The 18,378-nt window shown below is 47.7% G+C and carries 15 protein-coding genes; 3 read left to right on the plus strand and 12 right to left on the minus strand.

The genetic code is table 11. From position 1 onward, the window contains the following. Positions 1-199: 199 nt before the first annotated feature. Positions 200-604: a DoxX family protein gene (locus HAV38_RS10925; RefSeq protein ID WP_168055263.1), complete on the minus strand. Its 405-nt coding sequence runs from the start codon at positions 602-604 to the stop codon at positions 200-202. 298 nt (positions 605-902) lie between these two features. Here HAV38_RS10925 and HAV38_RS10930 point away from each other — a divergent pair, with 298 nt between their 5' ends. Continuing rightward, the gene (locus HAV38_RS10930) at positions 903-1,145 is read left to right on the plus strand and encodes a hypothetical protein (protein WP_168055265.1); all 243 of its coding nucleotides are present in this window, start codon (positions 903-905) and stop codon (positions 1,143-1,145) included. Positions 1,146-1,357: 212 nt separating this feature from the next. Here HAV38_RS10930 and HAV38_RS22275 read toward each other — a convergent pair whose 3' ends face one another. The 3 genes from HAV38_RS22275 to HAV38_RS10945 form a co-directional block, all read right to left on the minus strand. Beyond that, complete coding sequence (locus HAV38_RS22275) at positions 1,358-1,612, minus strand: DUF1488 family protein (protein WP_168055267.1); 255 nt, start codon at positions 1,610-1,612, stop codon at positions 1,358-1,360. A gap of 232 nt (positions 1,613-1,844) precedes the next feature. Beyond that, the gene (locus tag HAV38_RS10940) at positions 1,845-2,102 is read right to left on the minus strand and encodes a hypothetical protein (RefSeq protein ID WP_168055269.1); all 258 of its coding nucleotides are present in this window, start codon (positions 2,100-2,102) and stop codon (positions 1,845-1,847) included. 555 nt (positions 2,103-2,657) lie between these two features. Further along, positions 2,658-3,713, minus strand: coding sequence for an adenosine deaminase (locus tag HAV38_RS10945; RefSeq protein ID WP_168055271.1), 1,056 nt, complete (start codon positions 3,711-3,713; stop codon positions 2,658-2,660). A gap of 185 nt (positions 3,714-3,898) precedes the next feature. On the opposite strand from HAV38_RS10945, the gene HAV38_RS10950 reads away from it, so the two are divergent. Continuing rightward, on the plus strand, positions 3,899-4,381 hold the full coding sequence (locus tag HAV38_RS10950; RefSeq protein WP_168055273.1) for a GNAT family N-acetyltransferase: 483 nt from the start codon (positions 3,899-3,901) through the stop codon (positions 4,379-4,381). Positions 4,382-4,571: 190 nt separating this feature from the next. Here HAV38_RS10950 and HAV38_RS10955 read toward each other — a convergent pair whose 3' ends face one another. The 8 genes from HAV38_RS10955 to HAV38_RS10990 form a co-directional block, all read right to left on the minus strand. Then, on the minus strand, positions 4,572-5,255 hold the full coding sequence (locus tag HAV38_RS10955) for a response regulator (RefSeq protein ID WP_168055275.1): 684 nt from the start codon (positions 5,253-5,255) through the stop codon (positions 4,572-4,574). 283 nt (positions 5,256-5,538) lie between these two features. Then, positions 5,539-7,290, minus strand: a complete 1,752-nt coding sequence (locus tag HAV38_RS10960; RefSeq protein ID WP_168055277.1) for an OmpA family protein — start codon at positions 7,288-7,290, stop codon at positions 5,539-5,541. 3 nt (positions 7,291-7,293) lie between these two features. Further along, positions 7,294-7,977 (minus strand): DotU family type IV/VI secretion system protein, encoded by a 684-nt coding sequence (locus HAV38_RS10965; RefSeq protein WP_168055279.1) that lies wholly within the window; start codon positions 7,975-7,977, stop codon positions 7,294-7,296. Between the two features lie 380 nt (positions 7,978-8,357). Beyond that, positions 8,358-9,494, minus strand: a complete 1,137-nt coding sequence (locus HAV38_RS10970) for a type VI secretion system protein TssA (protein ID WP_168055281.1) — start codon at positions 9,492-9,494, stop codon at positions 8,358-8,360. A gap of 3 nt (positions 9,495-9,497) precedes the next feature. Further along, complete coding sequence (gene tssG, locus HAV38_RS10975; RefSeq protein ID WP_168055283.1) at positions 9,498-10,760, minus strand: type VI secretion system baseplate subunit TssG; 1,263 nt, start codon at positions 10,758-10,760, stop codon at positions 9,498-9,500. After that, positions 10,757-12,637, minus strand: coding sequence for a type VI secretion system baseplate subunit TssF (gene tssF / locus HAV38_RS10980; protein ID WP_168055285.1), 1,881 nt, complete (start codon positions 12,635-12,637; stop codon positions 10,757-10,759). Before tssF ends, tssG begins: the two co-directional genes overlap by 4 nt. Positions 12,638-12,721: 84 nt before the next feature. After that, complete coding sequence (gene tssE / locus HAV38_RS10985; RefSeq protein WP_245182318.1) at positions 12,722-13,231, minus strand: type VI secretion system baseplate subunit TssE; 510 nt, start codon at positions 13,229-13,231, stop codon at positions 12,722-12,724. Positions 13,232-13,504: 273 nt separating this feature from the next. Further along, positions 13,505-14,497, minus strand: a complete 993-nt coding sequence (locus HAV38_RS10990) for a TagK domain-containing protein (RefSeq protein ID WP_168055287.1) — start codon at positions 14,495-14,497, stop codon at positions 13,505-13,507. 613 nt (positions 14,498-15,110) lie between these two features. On the opposite strand from HAV38_RS10990, the gene HAV38_RS10995 reads away from it, so the two are divergent. Then, on the plus strand, positions 15,111-18,035 hold the full coding sequence (locus HAV38_RS10995) for a type VI secretion system ATPase TssH (RefSeq protein WP_168055289.1): 2,925 nt from the start codon (positions 15,111-15,113) through the stop codon (positions 18,033-18,035). Positions 18,036-18,378 lie beyond the last annotated feature (343 nt).

Consider the following 18,378-nt stretch of genomic DNA (forward strand, 5'->3'; position numbering starts at 1 on the left):
TTGTCGCTGCACTTGAAAACCGAAAATAATATAAAAAGAATGTGAAAAACCCGCCATAAAGCGGGTTTCAGAAAGCGAAGGTAATTTAGGTTAGGTCCCAACGCTAATGTGGATCAGCAGGCGCTGTCCTTTTTCTTTCCTCGGGCTAACTTAGTAACCCGCTACGCTGTCGCAGATCGATTGCGGATCGTTGACCCATTTAATTCCAGCGGCCACTGATCCCGCCCACGCTCATGCGCCCGGCACCGAGTAACAAAACCGCAAGTGCAGTGAATAAGTAAAAGCCTTGAAGTTCTAGCGCCCACCCGCCGGTTTCGGACAATGTGAGTAGTTGTTTACTGTGCACCAAAGAAAATGCGAATAACATATTCCCAACGATGATCAACGCGCCGACCCGTGTCCAGATGCCAAGCAATACCATTAGGGGAGCCAGTACTTCCCCGACGTACACCAAATAGGCGACTGCTGGTGGCAAGCCCGCGCTACTTACTAAACCAGCAACATAGCCGGGGCCGCTAAAAATCTTTGAAATGCCATGGAAAAGAATCAATATCGCTAGGGTCGCGCGTAGAATAAATTTACCAAGGTCGTCTGTGTTCCGCATAAATGTCCTTTTTTATTTGGTCTACATAGTTTAATTAAAAACTCTCTGGTGGTAAACATACGTAATTCCACAGCGCGTATTTAAAAGGAACCGATAGAGCCTTGTTCTGACAGACTATTTTTTTGTAATTTTTTCGCATTGCTTCCAGCGAGGGTGAGGCAGGGGAGTACTTCTCGTGGCGTTATCATGGATCACAGAACCGCCATCATTGCAATTTTTTTCTGGAACCATTGCTGAGATGGCGGTCCAATGATAACAATGGTCGGAATAATGGTTTTCGTTTTACGGAGAAATTAATATGACAGTGCATCGGACGGGGGCAGTTATGTATTTGATTGGGGGAATAGTCGGGTTGCTGACCGGTTGTCAGGAAAAACAAGCGCCATTGCCAAAGACGGTTAGTGCACCGTCACCTAGCGTGATCAGACCGGCTCAATCTGCTCCGCCCACACTCACCCCGCGGGTGCCGGTCATTCCGAAAGTCGGGGTGGTATCTTCCGTTTCCGTGACTTCAGCAATAGCGGCGTACCATGCGCTTTAATAAAACGCACTGATCGCCAACTAAGCTGATTGCGTTTCGCCAAGGTCAATATAAATATTGATACAGACGCCTGGCAGATCGTGCGAGTAAGCAACTCGCATGTTATCCGTATTGCATAAGCAGAGCCCGGGCACCGTGTAAGCCGTCAGCTGGATCGACCCTGGTGATCGACTGAAAAAAGTGGTTCGAAGAGTGGCTCACGCACCGCCAGATCAATGAAAGTAGATACTACTCACAACAACTGGAACCCCTGCCACCCCAGCGTTAATAACACGCCGCGCAACACCTTCTATCTTTGTCCGAAAGGCGCAGTATGTAATCAAGAGGTCAAGCTTGGGATCTTTAGAATGAGATAGTATGGCGAGGGTTGCTGCGGGTACCAGACATAGGTATTGGCGATAATCGACCGTGACCGAAAAAAGAATTCCAGCGCGCGTCAGGCGCGGAGCAGCTACTACGTTGTCCATCGTAATCTCCCCATTGCGATTTCGAAATGCCAATGCGACCAGCTACGTTATCGTTTGTACTGATGGTTGCGGGTTGTGCAAGGCACGCTTTGACCCTTTTTTTATCTTGCGCGAAAAACGGCTTGCTAGCAAGAAGTCATATCAAAATAAGCGGAACTTATCTCAACTTTCCGCATGTAGCAAGTTCCGACAACACTAGTGCCTTTATCGCAATATAATGCATGCAAGAAATTCAAGGCCAGGGCATGGGTGTGACATTGATATATTGCGGCTCATGCTCGGCAGGGGAGTCATCGTTACCGCCCTCATGCTCACCTTTTGCGAGTTTCGCGCCAAGAATTTCACTCAACTCTCTCCCCGACGCCGAGAAATCGGATTCCATCAACGGAAAAGATTCGACAGGCCAATGCTGCAGCGCCCAGTCTGTGTACTCGATATAGCGGCGTCTTAATTCGTCTGCATAGGCGTCGCGTTTTTCCTTGTCGTTCATACGATACTCCTTAAAATGCCAGGCAATATATGAATAAGTTCGTGTAACTATGACCGTTCTGCGGACGCAACGTTTCTCTCGTTTCGCGAAAAAATAAGAGGAGAAAATTTCAAAGACCTTTTAGTTATACATTTTTTTAATATCAGATATTCGAATAATGAAGCATACATAAATCGTTAGAATCGATATAGTTATACCTGTCTCCTCCAACACCTCCTAAGGTTTGGATTTAGCCCGCAACCGAAAGGTCATGCGGGCTTTTTTTTGACGGTTGACCCTTGCAAGTAACTGCCTATTGCACTTAACAAGCCCAGTCACCTTATTCGCGCCGCCCCGCTTGACTACTTAGCTCGGAAAGAAGACGGACCTGATAAGGTTGAGGCGGATACTTTCAGCAGCTTTTAAGGGTAAGCCCATACTTCAGGCAGGATCGCCCACTTTTCGCCGGGGCTATTTACGCGATCCACGGAATGAGAACATACGGTTCTGTAGGAGGATAAATTATAAATAATTAATCATCTCAGCCTGCAACGAGGATTTTACAGGAGGAGGTTTCTATTGCGCCATGCAATAAGCGTCCAATTCGCCGAGAAATCGCTGTTTATCTGCTTCAGGTAAAAAGCTCGCTTCAAAACTATTACGAGTCAACGCGATGATGTCCACACGACTAAGCCGAAGCGCCGTCGCCACCGCCAAATAATTAGCGTTCATGTAGCCGCCAAAATAAGCGGGGTCATCGGAGTTGATCGTCACGGTTAAACCAGCGTGAAGCAAGCGCGCCAGATTATGGTCCGCCATATTGTTCACAACACATAGCTTTAAATTAGATAACGGGCACACGGTCAAAGGTGTGCGTTGTTTCGCTAGCCTCGCCATCAATGCAGGGTCCTCCTCGCTGCGAACGCCATGATCAATGCGCTCGACGTGAAGCACATCCAGCGCGTCGCGGACATACGCAGGAGGACCTTCTTCGCCAGCATGGGCCACCAGTCGGAAGCCAAGTTGACGACAGCGATCAAATACTTTGGCAAACTTTTCCGGCGGATTGCCGCGCTCGGCAGAATCAAGACCAATACCGATCCACAAATCCTGATATTGCTCGCGTAACGGCAACGCAGCTTCGAGCGTCGCGAACGCCTCTTCTTCGGATAGATGGCGGAGAAAAGACATAATCATTGCACTACTAAACCCCTGCGTATCCCGGGCCTCACGCAACGCGCGCGCAATACCGGCAAACACGACATCAATGCCAATACCGCGTTCAGTATGGGTTTGCGGGTCGAAGAAAATTTCAGCATGGCGCACATTATCTGACTGACAGTGGAAGATATAGGCGGCGGTCATCTCGTAAAAATCTTGCTCGGTTTGCAGCACCGCCGCACCCGCGTAATACAAGTCCAGAAACGATTGCAAATCACTAAAATCGTATGCGGCGCGCAGCTCCTCTATGGTCGCGTACGCCAACTTGACTTGGTTTCGTTGCGCTAACGCGAACAGCAACTCGGGTTCTAGCGTTCCCTCTATGTGTAAATGCAGCTCTGCTTTTGGCAAACCTTCAATGAATGACTGAAGGTCGGGAGCGAGGGTCGGAATGATGCTGGCAATAGTCATAGGTTCTCTACATTTTCATACATTAGGATAACAAGGATGAGGTATAAGTGTTCGGACGTAAGTGTCGGATATAAAAGGATTCTACAGAATCGGAGTGCGGTCATGATTTATAGTGAAAAATTTTATTTACCGCCGACGGAAAATTTTCGCGCCAGTAATCTGACGGAACACCACAAGTACGAAACATGAAAACCAACATTATTATTGCCGATTTAAACGATCCTTTCCACGCGCAAGCAATTATTGCGCTGCTGGAGGCTTTTGCATTAGACCCAATGGGAGGCAATCAAGCGCTCACTGTTTTTACGAAAGAAAATCTGATCGCGGCGCTCAAACAAAGGCGAGCCATCCGCACAATGATCGCTTTTGTTGATGGCGTGCCGGCGGGACTGGCGATTTGTTTGGAAGGTTTTTCGACATTTTCATGCAAGCCACTGTTAAATATTCACGATCTCGTCGTGGCTCCAGCGTTTCGTGGGGAGGGCATAGGCCGCCAAATAATCGAAAAGGTCATCAGCTTAGCAAATCATCTCGGATGCTGCAAAGTGACGCTGGAGGTACTGGAGGGGAACACGCGCGCCTCCGGGCTTTACCGATCTTGCGGGTTTGTCGGGTATGATTTGAACCCGGAAATGGGCAAAGCGATGTTCTTACAGCATACTTTATAAGCGCCCGCTCACGATCACGATCACGATCTGCAGCAGGAGGACCCAAGTCGGCGATAATGGCGCGGAGAAACCGGAGTGGTCTAAGAACATGACGGCCTCGCCCGCCACTCACATCAAACCACGTCCGCGCAATCAGCTCGGTGAGCGGCGTTCGGTAGCCTCAGGGAAACGGCGCATATCGTAGGCCGAGCTAGTTTTTAACATCTTCGAACCCGTTATCGGAAAGAAAACGCATCAGTTGGAGATCATTGTCTAATCGCAACTTTTCCATCGCTGCGCGCTTGTGATGACTGATAGTCTTAATGCTGCGGCCCATTCGTTTGGATATGGTACGCGCCGAGGCTCCTCTTGAAAAATACCGTAATACTTCTACTTCCCGGGGTGTCAGGTTTTGTTGATGGTCATTTGCAACGACTGTCACCAACTGACGCATTTTTAATAGTTCAGCGCAACTTTTTCCCAAAAATGTCTGCCCTCGGCAGGCTTGATTGATTGCCTCTACGATTTCTGAATTTTCGCCTCCTTTGTGAACAATTGCCCGCGCCCCGATTGTCAGTAACGCATGATAAAGCGACGCTTTCTTCATTGCCGTCAATACGACCACCGCTACCATGGGAAACTGCGTCCGTATCTGACGTATCATTTCCATCCCATCAATCTCGTTGTTAACCGGCATCGAAAGATCGGTGACCAATACGTCGCAGTCCCATTTCACCAGTAATTCAAAAATAGCTCCTGGGCTGCTGGCAAGTCCGGTGACGACCATATTGTCACATTGCTGCGCCAGCATATACAGGCCGGAAAGCGTAACAGGATGATCGTCGGCAATGACCACGCGGATTGTGGGCCCTGATGAAAAGTTCGCTTGTTGCATTTCCCCCCCCATTTGTTAATAATTATCTCTGGGTAGCACTCTATCTTTCGTTTCATTTCGCGAATACGAGAATTTTCTTGAAACGACACAGAATTATCTATATTTTTCGAGAATAAACTGGGATGGCATAAGTATTTACTTAATTAGTCATATTTTGCCAAAATGCAGGATTTGTCGATACCGATAAACCTGTTTTGTGCGTCAAAGCCGTCATTTTCCGGACAGGACGAACTGCCCGCACAAAAGCACATATTAAACATTATTTTTCTGGTAAATTACGCTTTTATGACGCCCTGGCACCAACGTAATCTGGTACCAACGTAATATCCACACGGCGATTACTTGCACGCTCGGCGTCGGAAGTATTGCCAGTGAGGGGGCGGGTATCTCCAAAGCCTTGAATGGCAAAATGCGTAATCGGAAACGCCGATGTTTTCACGAGCCAAAGGCGTACTGCACGAGCCCGCGCCTCGGATAAACGGACGTTGCTTTCCGGGTTACCGATATTATCTGTGTGGCCTGAAATCAGCACATTTTTTTTGGGATTTTTCGCAAGCCACGCTAGCGCCTGATGCAATAACGGCGCTGCGCCCTCCTTTAAAACTGCATTACCTGTATCGAAAAGTAGCACTGAGTTAAAAGTCAGAATTATCGGTTCTGTATTTTTATAATTTGCTATTGCAGTGTCAATCAACGACACAAAATGGGCGCCTTGAAAGAAGCCCCATCTCATCTTGTATGGCACGCCATTTTGCAAAAGCAAATGTAATTTCTCTTGCTTCTGTATCAGAACTTGTATTGCGTTATGTCTTGCATCGGGGAGGCCAGCAGGTGTATTCCAATACACATTGAGCTTATTGGTCAGGTCCCTGGCGAATTGGTAGTTATTCCACGCGGACAGAGCAAATGCGACGCATAGTGCCAACATTCCTAACCACGCCGCATAAAAAAGGCCCTGCCAGACTGGCATCACATTTTCGGGATATCTGCGCTTTTCAAGCGTACTTGCAAGTGGTAAAAAATCGGGTAAAGGAAACGGTTCGACAAATGACTTCGCCAGCACAGGTTGTAAGCCCGTCTTTTTCGTCAACCAGCGAGACCATGCTCCAGAGCGAGCGGGTGTTCGCTCCACGTCGGCGAGCCATACGCCCGCTGGGAACAGAGGAGCCGTGCATGTCAACTTAGTTAGTGTCGTCGTTATTGCGGTCTCGTTTAACCATTCCAGGAGTGCTTGCGCCAGCGTATTTCTTCTGGCATCTACCGCAGCAATGGACGATAAGTCACGGTGCACAAGCAAGCGCTTGATCTGTTGCACGCTTTGGCGGAAATCGTGTCTATCAGTGGGTGTTGTTCCAGTATCGCAGTTTTGTCCTATCCATGTCGCGCTATGGGAAGCATATAACCCGCGTTGCCCGGCCAGTTTTGCGTAGATCGCCACATAACAAGGCAGTGCGCTTACAGACTGCCCTGATACACCATTGGAAGCGCTGCGTGGCACGAATGATTCACTGTCGTGCGCGTCAGTTAATTCAATACAGAAATCGCTTGCAATTGCGCTTAAGGCTCGCTGCCATTCTGCAAATTCGCCACGCAGCGTACCGTCGTCGGGGTGGTAGTCGGATAGCACAGGTAATAACACAGCATCGGGCAGGCGGCCATGGCGGACCAACGCAGATGTGACTGCCGTCTGGAGTTGGGTTGGCGTTTCTGCATATAACCAGACCGCGCTCACGCTCTGTCGGATCATTTCCGAAGTTCCGCTATCAGAAAATAAAGCCCTTGCATGAGGACCTGTCACAACGATTAACAGCAACGTGGAGGCTGAAGATAAATTGCCTTTGCCATCGGACCCTGTTGGAGCAGGATTTATTTTTGCAAAAGCACGCGAGGTAGCTACCGTCAAGATACTAATACCGAAAGCTATAGCAATCAGCCACTTTACCTCAGAAGAAAGCGCGAGACAAATTACCATCAGATTGACCAGTAAGACCACGGACCAGCTCAGTAACGCTAAGCGGAGCGACATATGACGCATGCCCTATCCTTCCTTCGATATAGACGACAGCTCAGTTGGGAAATTCGACAATTTATCAATGGTGAAGTTTGCTTGACAGGCAAGTAGGCACCAAAAAGATACGCTTAAAGTAGCGCCAACCGCGGTCCAGCGGAGCAGTGAAATAGTCTTGGCGGATAGCGAAGGTCGGTGCACACACGACTGGGCAAGCTCCGGGGACACTATTGTTTCAGTGGATCGGATCAGCCCTGCGACTAAACGCTGGCGCTCCGGGTCGGCGCGATCAGGATAACGTCCACCGTATCCCAGTCCCAGGACATAATCGTAAAGCGCAATGCGTCCCAACTGCGGCGTGTCCATTAACAATAGAGCGTTAATGCGGTCAAAGATAAGTGTGCCAGCTTCTGAAGTGCCAAAAAAATGCATTTCCAACGACTCACTTTGCCATTCGCAGCGCTCACGATCAGGTAAGTAGCGGAGCGCAATTTCATCCAAAAGTGCACATTGCGCATAACTGGCTTCATCAATAGATACCTGATCGTAGCCCGCTTCTCGCATCCTAGTACGGAGTTGTTCGACCATGCCGAATAAGCGCAAGCGCCACATCTCTATCGAGAGAATTTCGGCCTGTTGCGACAGCAGTGCGAGCAGCAGACCGGTGTCAAGCAGCATGGTGCGTAAAGACTGGCGTGAATGTGAAGAAATCATAAATTTATATAGCGATATTTAGCGGGGGTAAAGATGCTCCGGTCTCTCGGGCTCTCATACCGCTAGTGGAACCGGTAATTAATAATGCACATGTCGTCGCCCTCTCCGCAACCGGCCGTCGCATGGGAGGGATGGTGAAACCGGCGCGGTCTTGCTACCATGAGGATTGTAAACGCTACACGCGTTTATTCTTGTTCTCGTTCTCGTAGTAAGATCGTGACAAGGTTCTTAAATCTCTCAATCGAAATACTGCTGCGCTCGTCGTTCGTAGTGCTAATGTAAACGTCGGATGTGCCGGATGTGAACGCGACTTGTGTACGCCGATCCATATTGTTTCAGTAAGCGAATGACCGTGGTCTTCTTCAATTGTTGTGTCGGCACTAGTTATCGGGTGCGTCCCATTTGGCCAGCAAATCGGAAGGAATGATGTGCGCTAACTCGGAAAACCTTTTTCCCACCATCCGCTCGCCTTGTCGCAACAAAACAATCACTGGGCTACTCGGCTCATTTCGCTCAAACCAGTCGCGTACCCCTTGCAGCGCTACGAGCGCCGACCAGCGATCAGTGATTTGCTGTTGTCCAATATTGGTGCGTTCATGTTCTATTTGTGGGGTGTCAAAAATATTTGAAATATTTAACGGTATGTCGCTTCCCCTCATTGGCGCTTGACTAGCCTGGGACTGCCCAGCGATATCCACACCAGTATCGTTATTTTCAGCGACGCTTGCCGATGGTGATATTGGTGCTACAGCCTCGGCCTGCATTGTTGCATGTGCACTCTCGTCGACTCGATTATTTGCTCGAAAAAATGGCCTTAACAAACCGTATAGCGCGCATAGATCTGGCGCGCAATCGTCTAACGTGACGTTAACAGAACATATGATATTGTCGGTAATTTGTGCTGCCTCGACAAGTGCAAGAAAATGGTGATCGCGCTTAAAAGCGAGTTCTTTGAGTGAACGATTAATCCCTTCTGCTGGCAACGCGCCCTTAGTCCGAGGCAACGACAACGCGCTTTCTATGTCGCGAAGCTGAAGCTTCAGGCCTGCCGCTTTCGGTAGCGATATATTGCGCATGTCAGTGAGTACCCCGCTATGATCGGCTAGCCCGGCTAAAGCGTTGGCGCGCATTAAAGGATCCCGTTGGCCTTCAAAAACCAGCGTAGGATGCAAGTCTTCAGGATATTGTTCCAGCATCGAATCGAGTAGCATCAGGCCATCGTGTAATCCAGCCGCGCCTCTTAGCCTAATACCGCTACGTATTAGCAAAATGATCAAGCGAACATCTTTTGTTCGCTGGAGAAGGGCGAGGGAATTACGCTCTACTTCGCCCCAATTAATTGGAGCGGGCGTACCTACGAAATCGCCAAATTGTATATCTGGCCTTGTGGCCGTTATCGATTGTAATAACAAAAAGGCAGGATCGTATTCCAGATTCGGGCCGCAGGGCATATTAGCGCAGACCGGTTCGATGAGTGCGCAATAGTGGAATGGGGCGATTTTATTTTTAGAGCGCATTAATTAATTCTTATGAGTTGGAATGTCATGTTGTTCAGGTTCAAATACCATACCGGTTACGAATTGCGCGCTGGTGCAATCGCCGAGCCATGTGGAGTAACCGAGTTTTTGTGCGGCATCGGCACGCGCGGAAGGCACTTCATCGGGTTTGACAAGTAGCTTTACGTCCCAGGCATATTCATATCCGATAAAAGCGCGTACCCATTCCATCAATACTTTCAAGTCTTTTCCTTGCGGTGTAAAGCGCAGATATTGATCCAGACTGAGCGGTCCAATTACAAGGCGAAATTTGTGCTGGCGATCAGCGATCATTTCACCCAAGAGTGCGCCTTCACCCAAAAAAGATGAGCGATCCGGAACGCCCAAATGGCTATGATCAGCCTTCCCGATATGGATCCACTGGTGGATGTATTCCTCGATATAGATCGGCACCCCAAAAAAGTTGGCGAGGGTTGCTGATATGCCGTCCGGGTTGCGCGCTTCGCGTACCAAATGCGCAGAACTGGCAAGTCGTGCATGTACCGGAAGACATGAGCGTTCAGCTTCCTTTGGGTTTAATCCCATCAGGCTGCCTATGTAAAACGAAAAGGTTTCGTTATCTCGACGATCAAGCGCTGCAGTGACTTGCGACGAAGCCCAGGCGCGATAAAATAGCGATAGGGAACGATGATGGAATAGATTAGTAAAATCAACCAAAGTATGATCCGAATGGCCAACGGTCCGAGTATAGGCAAGTTCCGTCAGATGTAGCGGAAGCGGCCCTTGTGCGCCCCAGACACCTAACCCAAATAGACGAATATCGAGCTTTCCGTGTCGCACTCCAATTGATGAAATTTCACGTGGCGCAAATGCCATTGTCGGCTGCTGGCCTAGCCGGTAAGACTCTTCATGCGGCAGAGCTGCCATTCCTGGCAGTGGGCTCGCCGCATCACGTGCAGCGACGGCGCGCAACAAACTTAAAAATCCTGATTTCCACGGCGCTGCTTGGTCAAACCATGCACTAGATGCCTGGAGTCGCGATTTTTTACTTAGGTACTTATTTTCATGCGCACTTTGATATTCATTTTCATCCTTACCGCCATGGTCGATGCCATGTTGATTAAGTTTGCCATTTATGGGGCGATGGATGCCTTGATCAGGTCGCACACTAACGTTATCCTCATGGCTTTTGCAGGGGTTATCAGTCCGGCTGGTAATGCGCCCATTGATGTTTGCGGACTGACTAGTCGATTCAGGGCTTACATTGCCGTCTAGCGATGCCGTCATACCGTGCCTCTTCCGCCCATGCGCGCAGGCCAGCGCGCTATCAAACCGCGTTGAACAGAGTGTAGCTCGGTCTCGGTAAATACGTTCAGCGCGACATGTCGTGCCAGATAATGTTCAAGTATGACGCCAAGTAAATAGGGGCTAACACCAGAAAACCCCGTCTCATCAATCGTTAAAGTACAGTTTACGCCGCGACCGTACACAAGTAATCCATTTCCGGGAAGACGACGCACCACCGGTTTAGTGCTGGTACCGATCAAACTATCGATTTGGACATTTTGCTCTCGGTCTCCAGAGGCAACGAACAGACGTAACATATTGCGTAATGCTTGCCCGCCCACAGCATCGTCGAGATCGGACAACGGCATGTAATTAAAATTTAGTTGGCGGATCAAACGCCACGCAGTCTCGTCCTGCGCGAAAGGTGCACGTGAGGGACTCGGGGGCGAAATTAGCGTAACGCCATCAACGGGTATTGATTCCGCCATATTCAGATCGTTTATTCCGTTCTTCGGTATCAGACGCGGCAGATCGCGATTGGTAACTAATGCGTCGACCGATAAATACCGTATATCGTCTGAATAAGGCGCTTCGGCCTGATCCACCAGTGAGGCAAAAACTTCTGTTCCGACATGATCCGTAGTCGCACCTTGTTTGCGAGCATCAACAGATATTAATCGTCGCTCACGCCTTACCGAGAAGTAGCGCCCATTGTTACCGGCATCGCTATGCAGCGTTTGATATAAAGGATTAAAAGCAATTTCAGCCGTATTTTGGCCGTGCTGTGCTAGCACGCGAGATGCCGAAAATATTTCATAGTCAAGGGGCTGGCTGCGATCGGGAATTAAATGAAAATCTGTCAGGGCCCGGTTGACCTCAATCCGATCAGTCCGTTTTGGAAATAAGTTAATAATGGGTGTACAAAAAAGCTGGAAGCGCGAGGCGTCTACGTGCGTTACCAACGAGAGTGGTAGCCGGTCCAGTAAGATTACGATTTCTGCTTCATTACTCTGAACCTCGCTCAACCCTTTACTCAGATTGTTAATTGAAAAGAAATAAAAGCGATTACGGCAGGCAAAATACTCATGCAGCAGGTTATGCCCGTGAAAGGTATTCCAGGTTAGCGGTAGCAGGCCCTGATCAGGACTCAACCCGTCAAATCCGATCGCGTCTTTTGAGACGACATAGCCCTCGCCCCTTGGTGCGCCCTGACGCCGAACCACAGACGCTACCGTTCCCGCGTGTATCATTTCAAACAGATGGGAAACAATGCGTTCATCGCCGTTAATAAACACCGGCAGACGGTCGAGGCCTTTGAGTTGAGAAAATTGTACGTCGCCTATAGTACGTAGTCGTAAGCGTAGTGCGCCACGTAGCTTCGCTTGCGGCAGGAGATGGCGCTCTAGGTCGGGTATGTCTGGAGGCACTGCGGTTAACTTCGCTTCTACTATTTCGGCAGGCCACAAAGTGACGTCCTGGCCGCTTCGAAATTCGCAAGCGGTTTTCTCTCCCATAGGTATGTTGGCTTTCAATGTACTATGCCGAGGTACTTTAAAACCATTAAGGACGTCTCCTTCAGTCAGACTGGGGCGTAGGCGGGCGACCGCCATTGCGGGAGTAGGCGCAACATAATTTGGATAGACAACCTCCAGTAGACGTTGCGTAAAACGCGGGAACTCGGCATCCATTTTCAGTTGAGTGCGTGCGGATAAGAAACAAAATGACTCAATCAAACGTTCGACGTAAGGATCGGCAACGTCAATCCCTTGCATCCCGAGTCGGCCCGCAATCTTTGGATGCTGTGTCGAAAACTCGTTAGCCATCTCACGCATATAAGTTAGTTCGCGACTGTAGTATTTAAGAAACTTTGGATCCATTAAAAACTCTCAGGCGTAATCGCCTGCCTAGGTTAAATTATTTCCGTCATGCCAAGAAATCGGATAGTTACAGGGACTAAAAAACTAAGATTCCAACAAGTTTATTCTTGACGTTTCAAGATCAAAAGCGGTCTGAATCTGGAACTCAAGGGGATAAGGGGACCATTTGATTAACCCAGACAGCGCGAATGTCAGCACGTTGTAATGGTTTGAATCGCTAACGTTTTTAAGCGGGCTAACTGAGACTGATTCGCGTATCAGGCGCGGTTCAAAATCTAGCACCGCTTTACGGATCATTACCCCCACGTTAATCCAATTACGGTCCGCTATATGTCCTCCCCCAAAAGCAGGAATGCCGTAATTTAGGACTGAATTTGATATAGCAGGATGTGTATTTATATCAATTTCGCCATTAAGATTAATCGTATTTAGCAGCAAGGTCAGATCGCGCTTTATGGCGGTGCGCATGGCTTGTGCGTCAAATAAACTTTCGTTAAAGGGTTCAGTCTGACGACCAGGTGCGTCATCCAGTAGCCGGTCAATCAGCGTTGGGAGATAGGGAAACTCGCGTCGCTTATCTTTGTGCTTCATCATTGCATTCCGACCGTATTCCTCCATTGCCATTGCTTGCGGCCATATTTATGAGTCCGAAATTCTGGAATTCAGCAATCGTTCCGGTTGTTTGGTCGGGATTGCCATCAACGCCTTGTAATAAAAATACAACCCCCTCCAATGACCGGAGACGCTTACGCAAAGGCGCAGAGTAGCGTTGTGGTACATGACTTAAAGGCTCTGTACCTGAAAATATATTCGATATCTTTAATTCGAAAGGCCTGTTCGATGCGCCAGGTATTAGGCGGTTAGATGTCATGGGGTAATCACTTTTACATCAATCACTGTTCCTGCAATTTGGAAGTGGCTATCCAGACTAATCATATGGTGTTCTCGTTGACTTAATTGTCCGGTATACGGGGTGAGCCGAATGGGAGCGCCGTCCGGTGCAAACAGGCTTAGTATTTCATGTGGCTGCCGATCGGAAAAGAATGCGTCACCATTGAAATGATTTAATTCCGAAAGCACGGCGTTGATAGATGCGCTCCTTCCGAGAAGATCATTAAGCAGAGAACCGGAACAGACAGCTTCCTCATACCCAGAAAACGGGTCCTGAGGTATCGGAGCCATTTGGTAATTTTGTCGGACCGTCGTTCGTTCAGAACGGTTAGTACTTCCGCCCCGTAAAGTCTCCAAATATTCCTTTGACAAAGCCGCTAACGGATCGTCCGTGTCAAATTTGACGGGCGATCGGTCCGAAGCGAATCCAGTGCAGTCTTCCTTAGCGGATCGTCCGGAAATCATTTCAGACGCACCGAAATATTTTTTTCTTGCTGGTATTAATGCCGGGCCATTTAATGCGAGCAACGAAGCGAGATCAAGATCACTGTCCGGCGCGAGTTCTGACTGCGTGGCCATTTCTCCGTGCGGAGCGATATTCCTAACATCGTCAGTGGAGGGACGACGAATTAATTCATCGGTAGCAGGTACACCTTTGGTCCACTTCTCAAAAAGCAAAATTCCGACTCCTGCTTCAATTACGTCGTCGTCATTAAGACATAACAGCCCGCCTTCTGGAAGCGCCAGATCGTTGACGTAACACGAAAATAACGCGCATTTATTTTCTATCATCGGCACACCTTTTACGCAAAAAAATCGAACAAACTCTTTCGCCTTTACCAATAATGAGGCATCACTCGAAGCGAGTACCCCGTTTGCAGGCATAAAAATACAGTCTTTGACAGCAACCGATATCGGCACCTCTCCAATGAGAAGCTCTCCGCCATAACGCGCTAATTTAACGATCATTTTATATATCTCACGTTAATATTCTTACTCCACATTTATTTCGATATGGTGTTCCATTAGGTGCGTCACCGAAGCTCGCAATGTCTTGAAAGTTATATTGTTTCTGACCGGTAAAAGATATGACATCCGATTGAAATATGGAAAATCCTCCTTCTTCTACAAGCTTATCAGTACAAAAAAATTGAAAATCACTAAGGAAAATTTCCATAGCCATAATTTAGATATCAAAAAATATTAAATTGCTTTTGAAGAGAAATATCTATTGCCCTAATTATGACGAGTTATGGCGAATTTTAAATACTTTGGAGGTAAGAACTTTCTTATATTTATAAAAGTATTTTATTTTTCAGAAAAAAATACGGCTAAATGATCGAACAAATTTGGAAGACTAAAGTCCGTTTTTCATTGGCTAAAACAAATTTTCTTTCCCCTTATTTTTTCATTTATTTTTGGGGAAAAGATGTCTGAAAAAATAAATATCAGAATATTCTTAGTCTTAAATTTGTCTGCATGTGTGTACTATGCAAGGGATCGAACGGGCCACGAAAGATTATGAGCAAACGTTCCGTGGTGGTTCCGACCCTTAAAATTTAAATTATAGAACACAGAATTCATGGATTTTTCTCGCCAGGTACTATTTGCAAAACTTGATCGAAAACTTTTCAAAAGCATAGAGGGGGCAACGTTATTTTGTAAGCTGCGCGGAAATCCATACGTCGAGCTTGGACATTGGTTGCATCAGATATTGGCATCGGACGATTCTGACATGCGAAGCATCATTCGACATTTTCGATTAGATAACGATCTGTTGGAAAATAGCGTTGCTGAGTCGCTTAATCGGTTGCCCTCAGGTGCCTCTTCGATCAATGACTTTTCCCACCACATCGATACTGCAATCGAGCGTGCGTGGATATCCGCCTCAATAGAATTCGACGACGTAGAAATAAGGTGCGGTCACCTTTTACTCGCTTTGCTATCAACAACTGATCTACGCCGGATATTGCTTGATATCTGTTCAAATTTCCAATCTATTCAGATTCAAGAATTAAAGAAATTGCTGGCTTCAGATTTGAACGTACCGCTGCGCCGCAACTCGGCCTCAAATTTATACGATACCGAGCACGATATATTATTCGACGATGCTCGCTTTACAACCGCAGGGGAAAGATCGGATCAGAAGTGGCTTGCGCGTTATTGCTTTGACTTGACCGCATTGGCACGAGAAAAAAAAATCGATCCCGTTATCGGTCGTGAACACGAAATTCGGACCATGATAGATATTTTGTTGCGACGGAGGCAGAACAATCCGCTTCTTACCGGTGACGCAGGGGTTGGAAAAACAGCGGTAGTCGAAGGTTTGGCGCTGGCTATAGCTAATGGTCAGGTTCCTCCTGCTCTCGAACATGTACGTCTGCTGTCGCTTGACATGGGGGCATTACTTGCGGGCGCTAGTGTTAAAGGGGAATTCGAGACTCGGTTGAAGGGGGTGTTAGATGAAGCAATTGCCTCTCAATCGCCAATTATTCTGTTTATCGATGAGGTGCATACGCTGATCGGTGCGGGTGGAAACGTTGGCACAGGCGATGCAGCTAATTTATTGAAGCCAGCGTTAGCGAGGGGAGCTCTGCGCACCATTGGGGCTACTACCTGGATCGAATATAAGCGACATATAGAAAAAGACTCCGCGTTAACCCGTCGCTTTCAAGTGCTTCAAGTTCCGGAGCCAGAAGTTACTAGCGCCATAACAATGTTGCGCGGTTTAGTAGATATATTGGAAACGCACCACGGAGTCTTGATTTTGGACGAGGCCGTGGTGGCAGCGGTTAAATTTTCACATCGATATATACCAGACCGCCAATTACCGGACAAGGCAATTAGTCTCTTGGACACCGCATGCGCACGAGTTGCAGTAGCTTTGCATGCCTCTCCTGCACCGCTGCAAATGTTGCAGTTCCAGCTGAGTGCTGTCCAGTCCGAACTGGATATGCAAAAAAAAGAACATCGCCTCGGAAAATGTGATGAAGAGCAAGTTCACAAGCTGCGGAAAAAAATCGTGCAGATTGAGGATGAAGTTCGCACGCAAGAGACACGTTGGGAGAGGGAAAAAAGTCTTACGCGGCGTATTTTGGCCGTCCGTCAGGTAATAAGTACGCACGCTCTGATAAATGATGCCTCTGCGCAGGCAGTTGTGAAAACTAATGTAGTAACTGGTTCAATAAATGATCCTATAAATGGTCCTATAACTAGTCCTATCACTTCTGCATTTACCCATAGAGAAGAAAGTACGGTCTCGGGAACGCAAATAACAAAGTTTTCTGGCGCGGATGATTCGACTATGCCGTTGGATATCGTAGAACCCGTTGCGTTAAGCAATAGGCTGCACCTGCAGGGCGCGCATATTGCCTTACATGTGACAGATTGCCCAAAAACAATGGGGATCGAAGCGGCAAGCAAAGATAGTCTACGAAAATTAGAAGCCGAACTTGCTGATTATCAACAAGATCGGCCCTTGATACAATCCGAAGTTAACGCGTCGGTCATCGCGTCTATTGTTGCCGATTGGACTGGCATACCAGTCGGGCGAATGCTCAAAAATGAAATTGAAGTCGTTCTGGAGTTAAGCCAGAAATTAGCGAAACGTGTCATTGGGCAGCCCTCCGCCATCTCCGTTATTAGCGAGCGATTTCATACCGCGCGGGCCAACATGGGTGACCCGGATAAACCAATAGGGGTCTTCATGTTGGTGGGTCCTTCAGGGGTGGGAAAGACAGAAACAGCGCACGCGATCGCTGAAATATTATATGGCGGTGAACAAAATCTAATCACCATTAATATGAATGAATATCAGGAAGCGCATACGGTATCTTCCCTCAAAGGTGCTCCACCTGGATATGTCGGTTACGGTGAGGGAGGTGTGCTGACTGAAGCAGTTCGGCGCCGGCCATATAGTGTTGTTTTACTTGATGAGGTCGAAAAAGCGCACTCAGACGTCCATGAAGTCTTTTATCAAGTATTCGATAAGGCAGGAATGGAAGATGGTGAAGGCCGTCATGTTGATTTTCGAAACACTGTACTCCTGCTGACCAGCAACATTGGAAGCGATTTGCTCGCAAAATTGTGCGCTGATCCAGCACATATTCCGGATACTCGAACTTTGCAAGCGGCCCTTCAGCCAGAGTTGCTGAAAGCTTTTCCTGCCGCTTTTATCGCACGGGTTTGCGTTGTCCCCTTTCTCCCATTAGTGGGTGAAGCTATTACGCACATCATACAGATTCATTTGGAACGTATTTGTGAGCGGATGCTCCGAAATCACCAAATAACGTTGAACTATAGCGAACGGTTGGTAACATTTATAGCGGCACAGTCTCTGAGTGCTGAGTCAGGTGCACGAATGCCGATCAGCTTTATTGAGCAACGAATATTGCCTGAACTTAGTCGTTACTGGCTGATAGGGCAGGGTAAAGACGCACCCATTAAGCGCATCTGGATAGATGTAGACCAAGACACGTTCGTTTATCGTACAGACTGCAACGCCTGAGTTAGTAAATTTTTTTCTTGAGCTTGCGTAAGTCTTACGTACGTTTGCTGAAAGATTCATATCAATTCAACTGCTGTTTTTTCCATGCGATTTTTGCGCAGGGATTGACGTCGCCAAAAATTTTAGGTGCACCGATTTTCCATCTTTAATTATTCATCTTTTTTACGTAAAAATGGTTGTGCATAAGAAAAGCGCAACCGCTATTTTTAAGTTTTTATTTGCTGCTTGTAGTTAGTAAATTCATTCAGTTCAAGTATTGCGCTGTAAAGAAGCCCGCAGGCTGTTGTCAGTATTCTTATGATTTGTGGCCGTGTACCTTTGAGTAGTATTTTTATAATCAACA

It is taken from the genome of Glaciimonas immobilis, from assembly GCF_011947285.1.
GTDB lineage: Bacteria > Pseudomonadota > Gammaproteobacteria > Burkholderiales > Burkholderiaceae_D > Glaciimonas > Glaciimonas immobilis.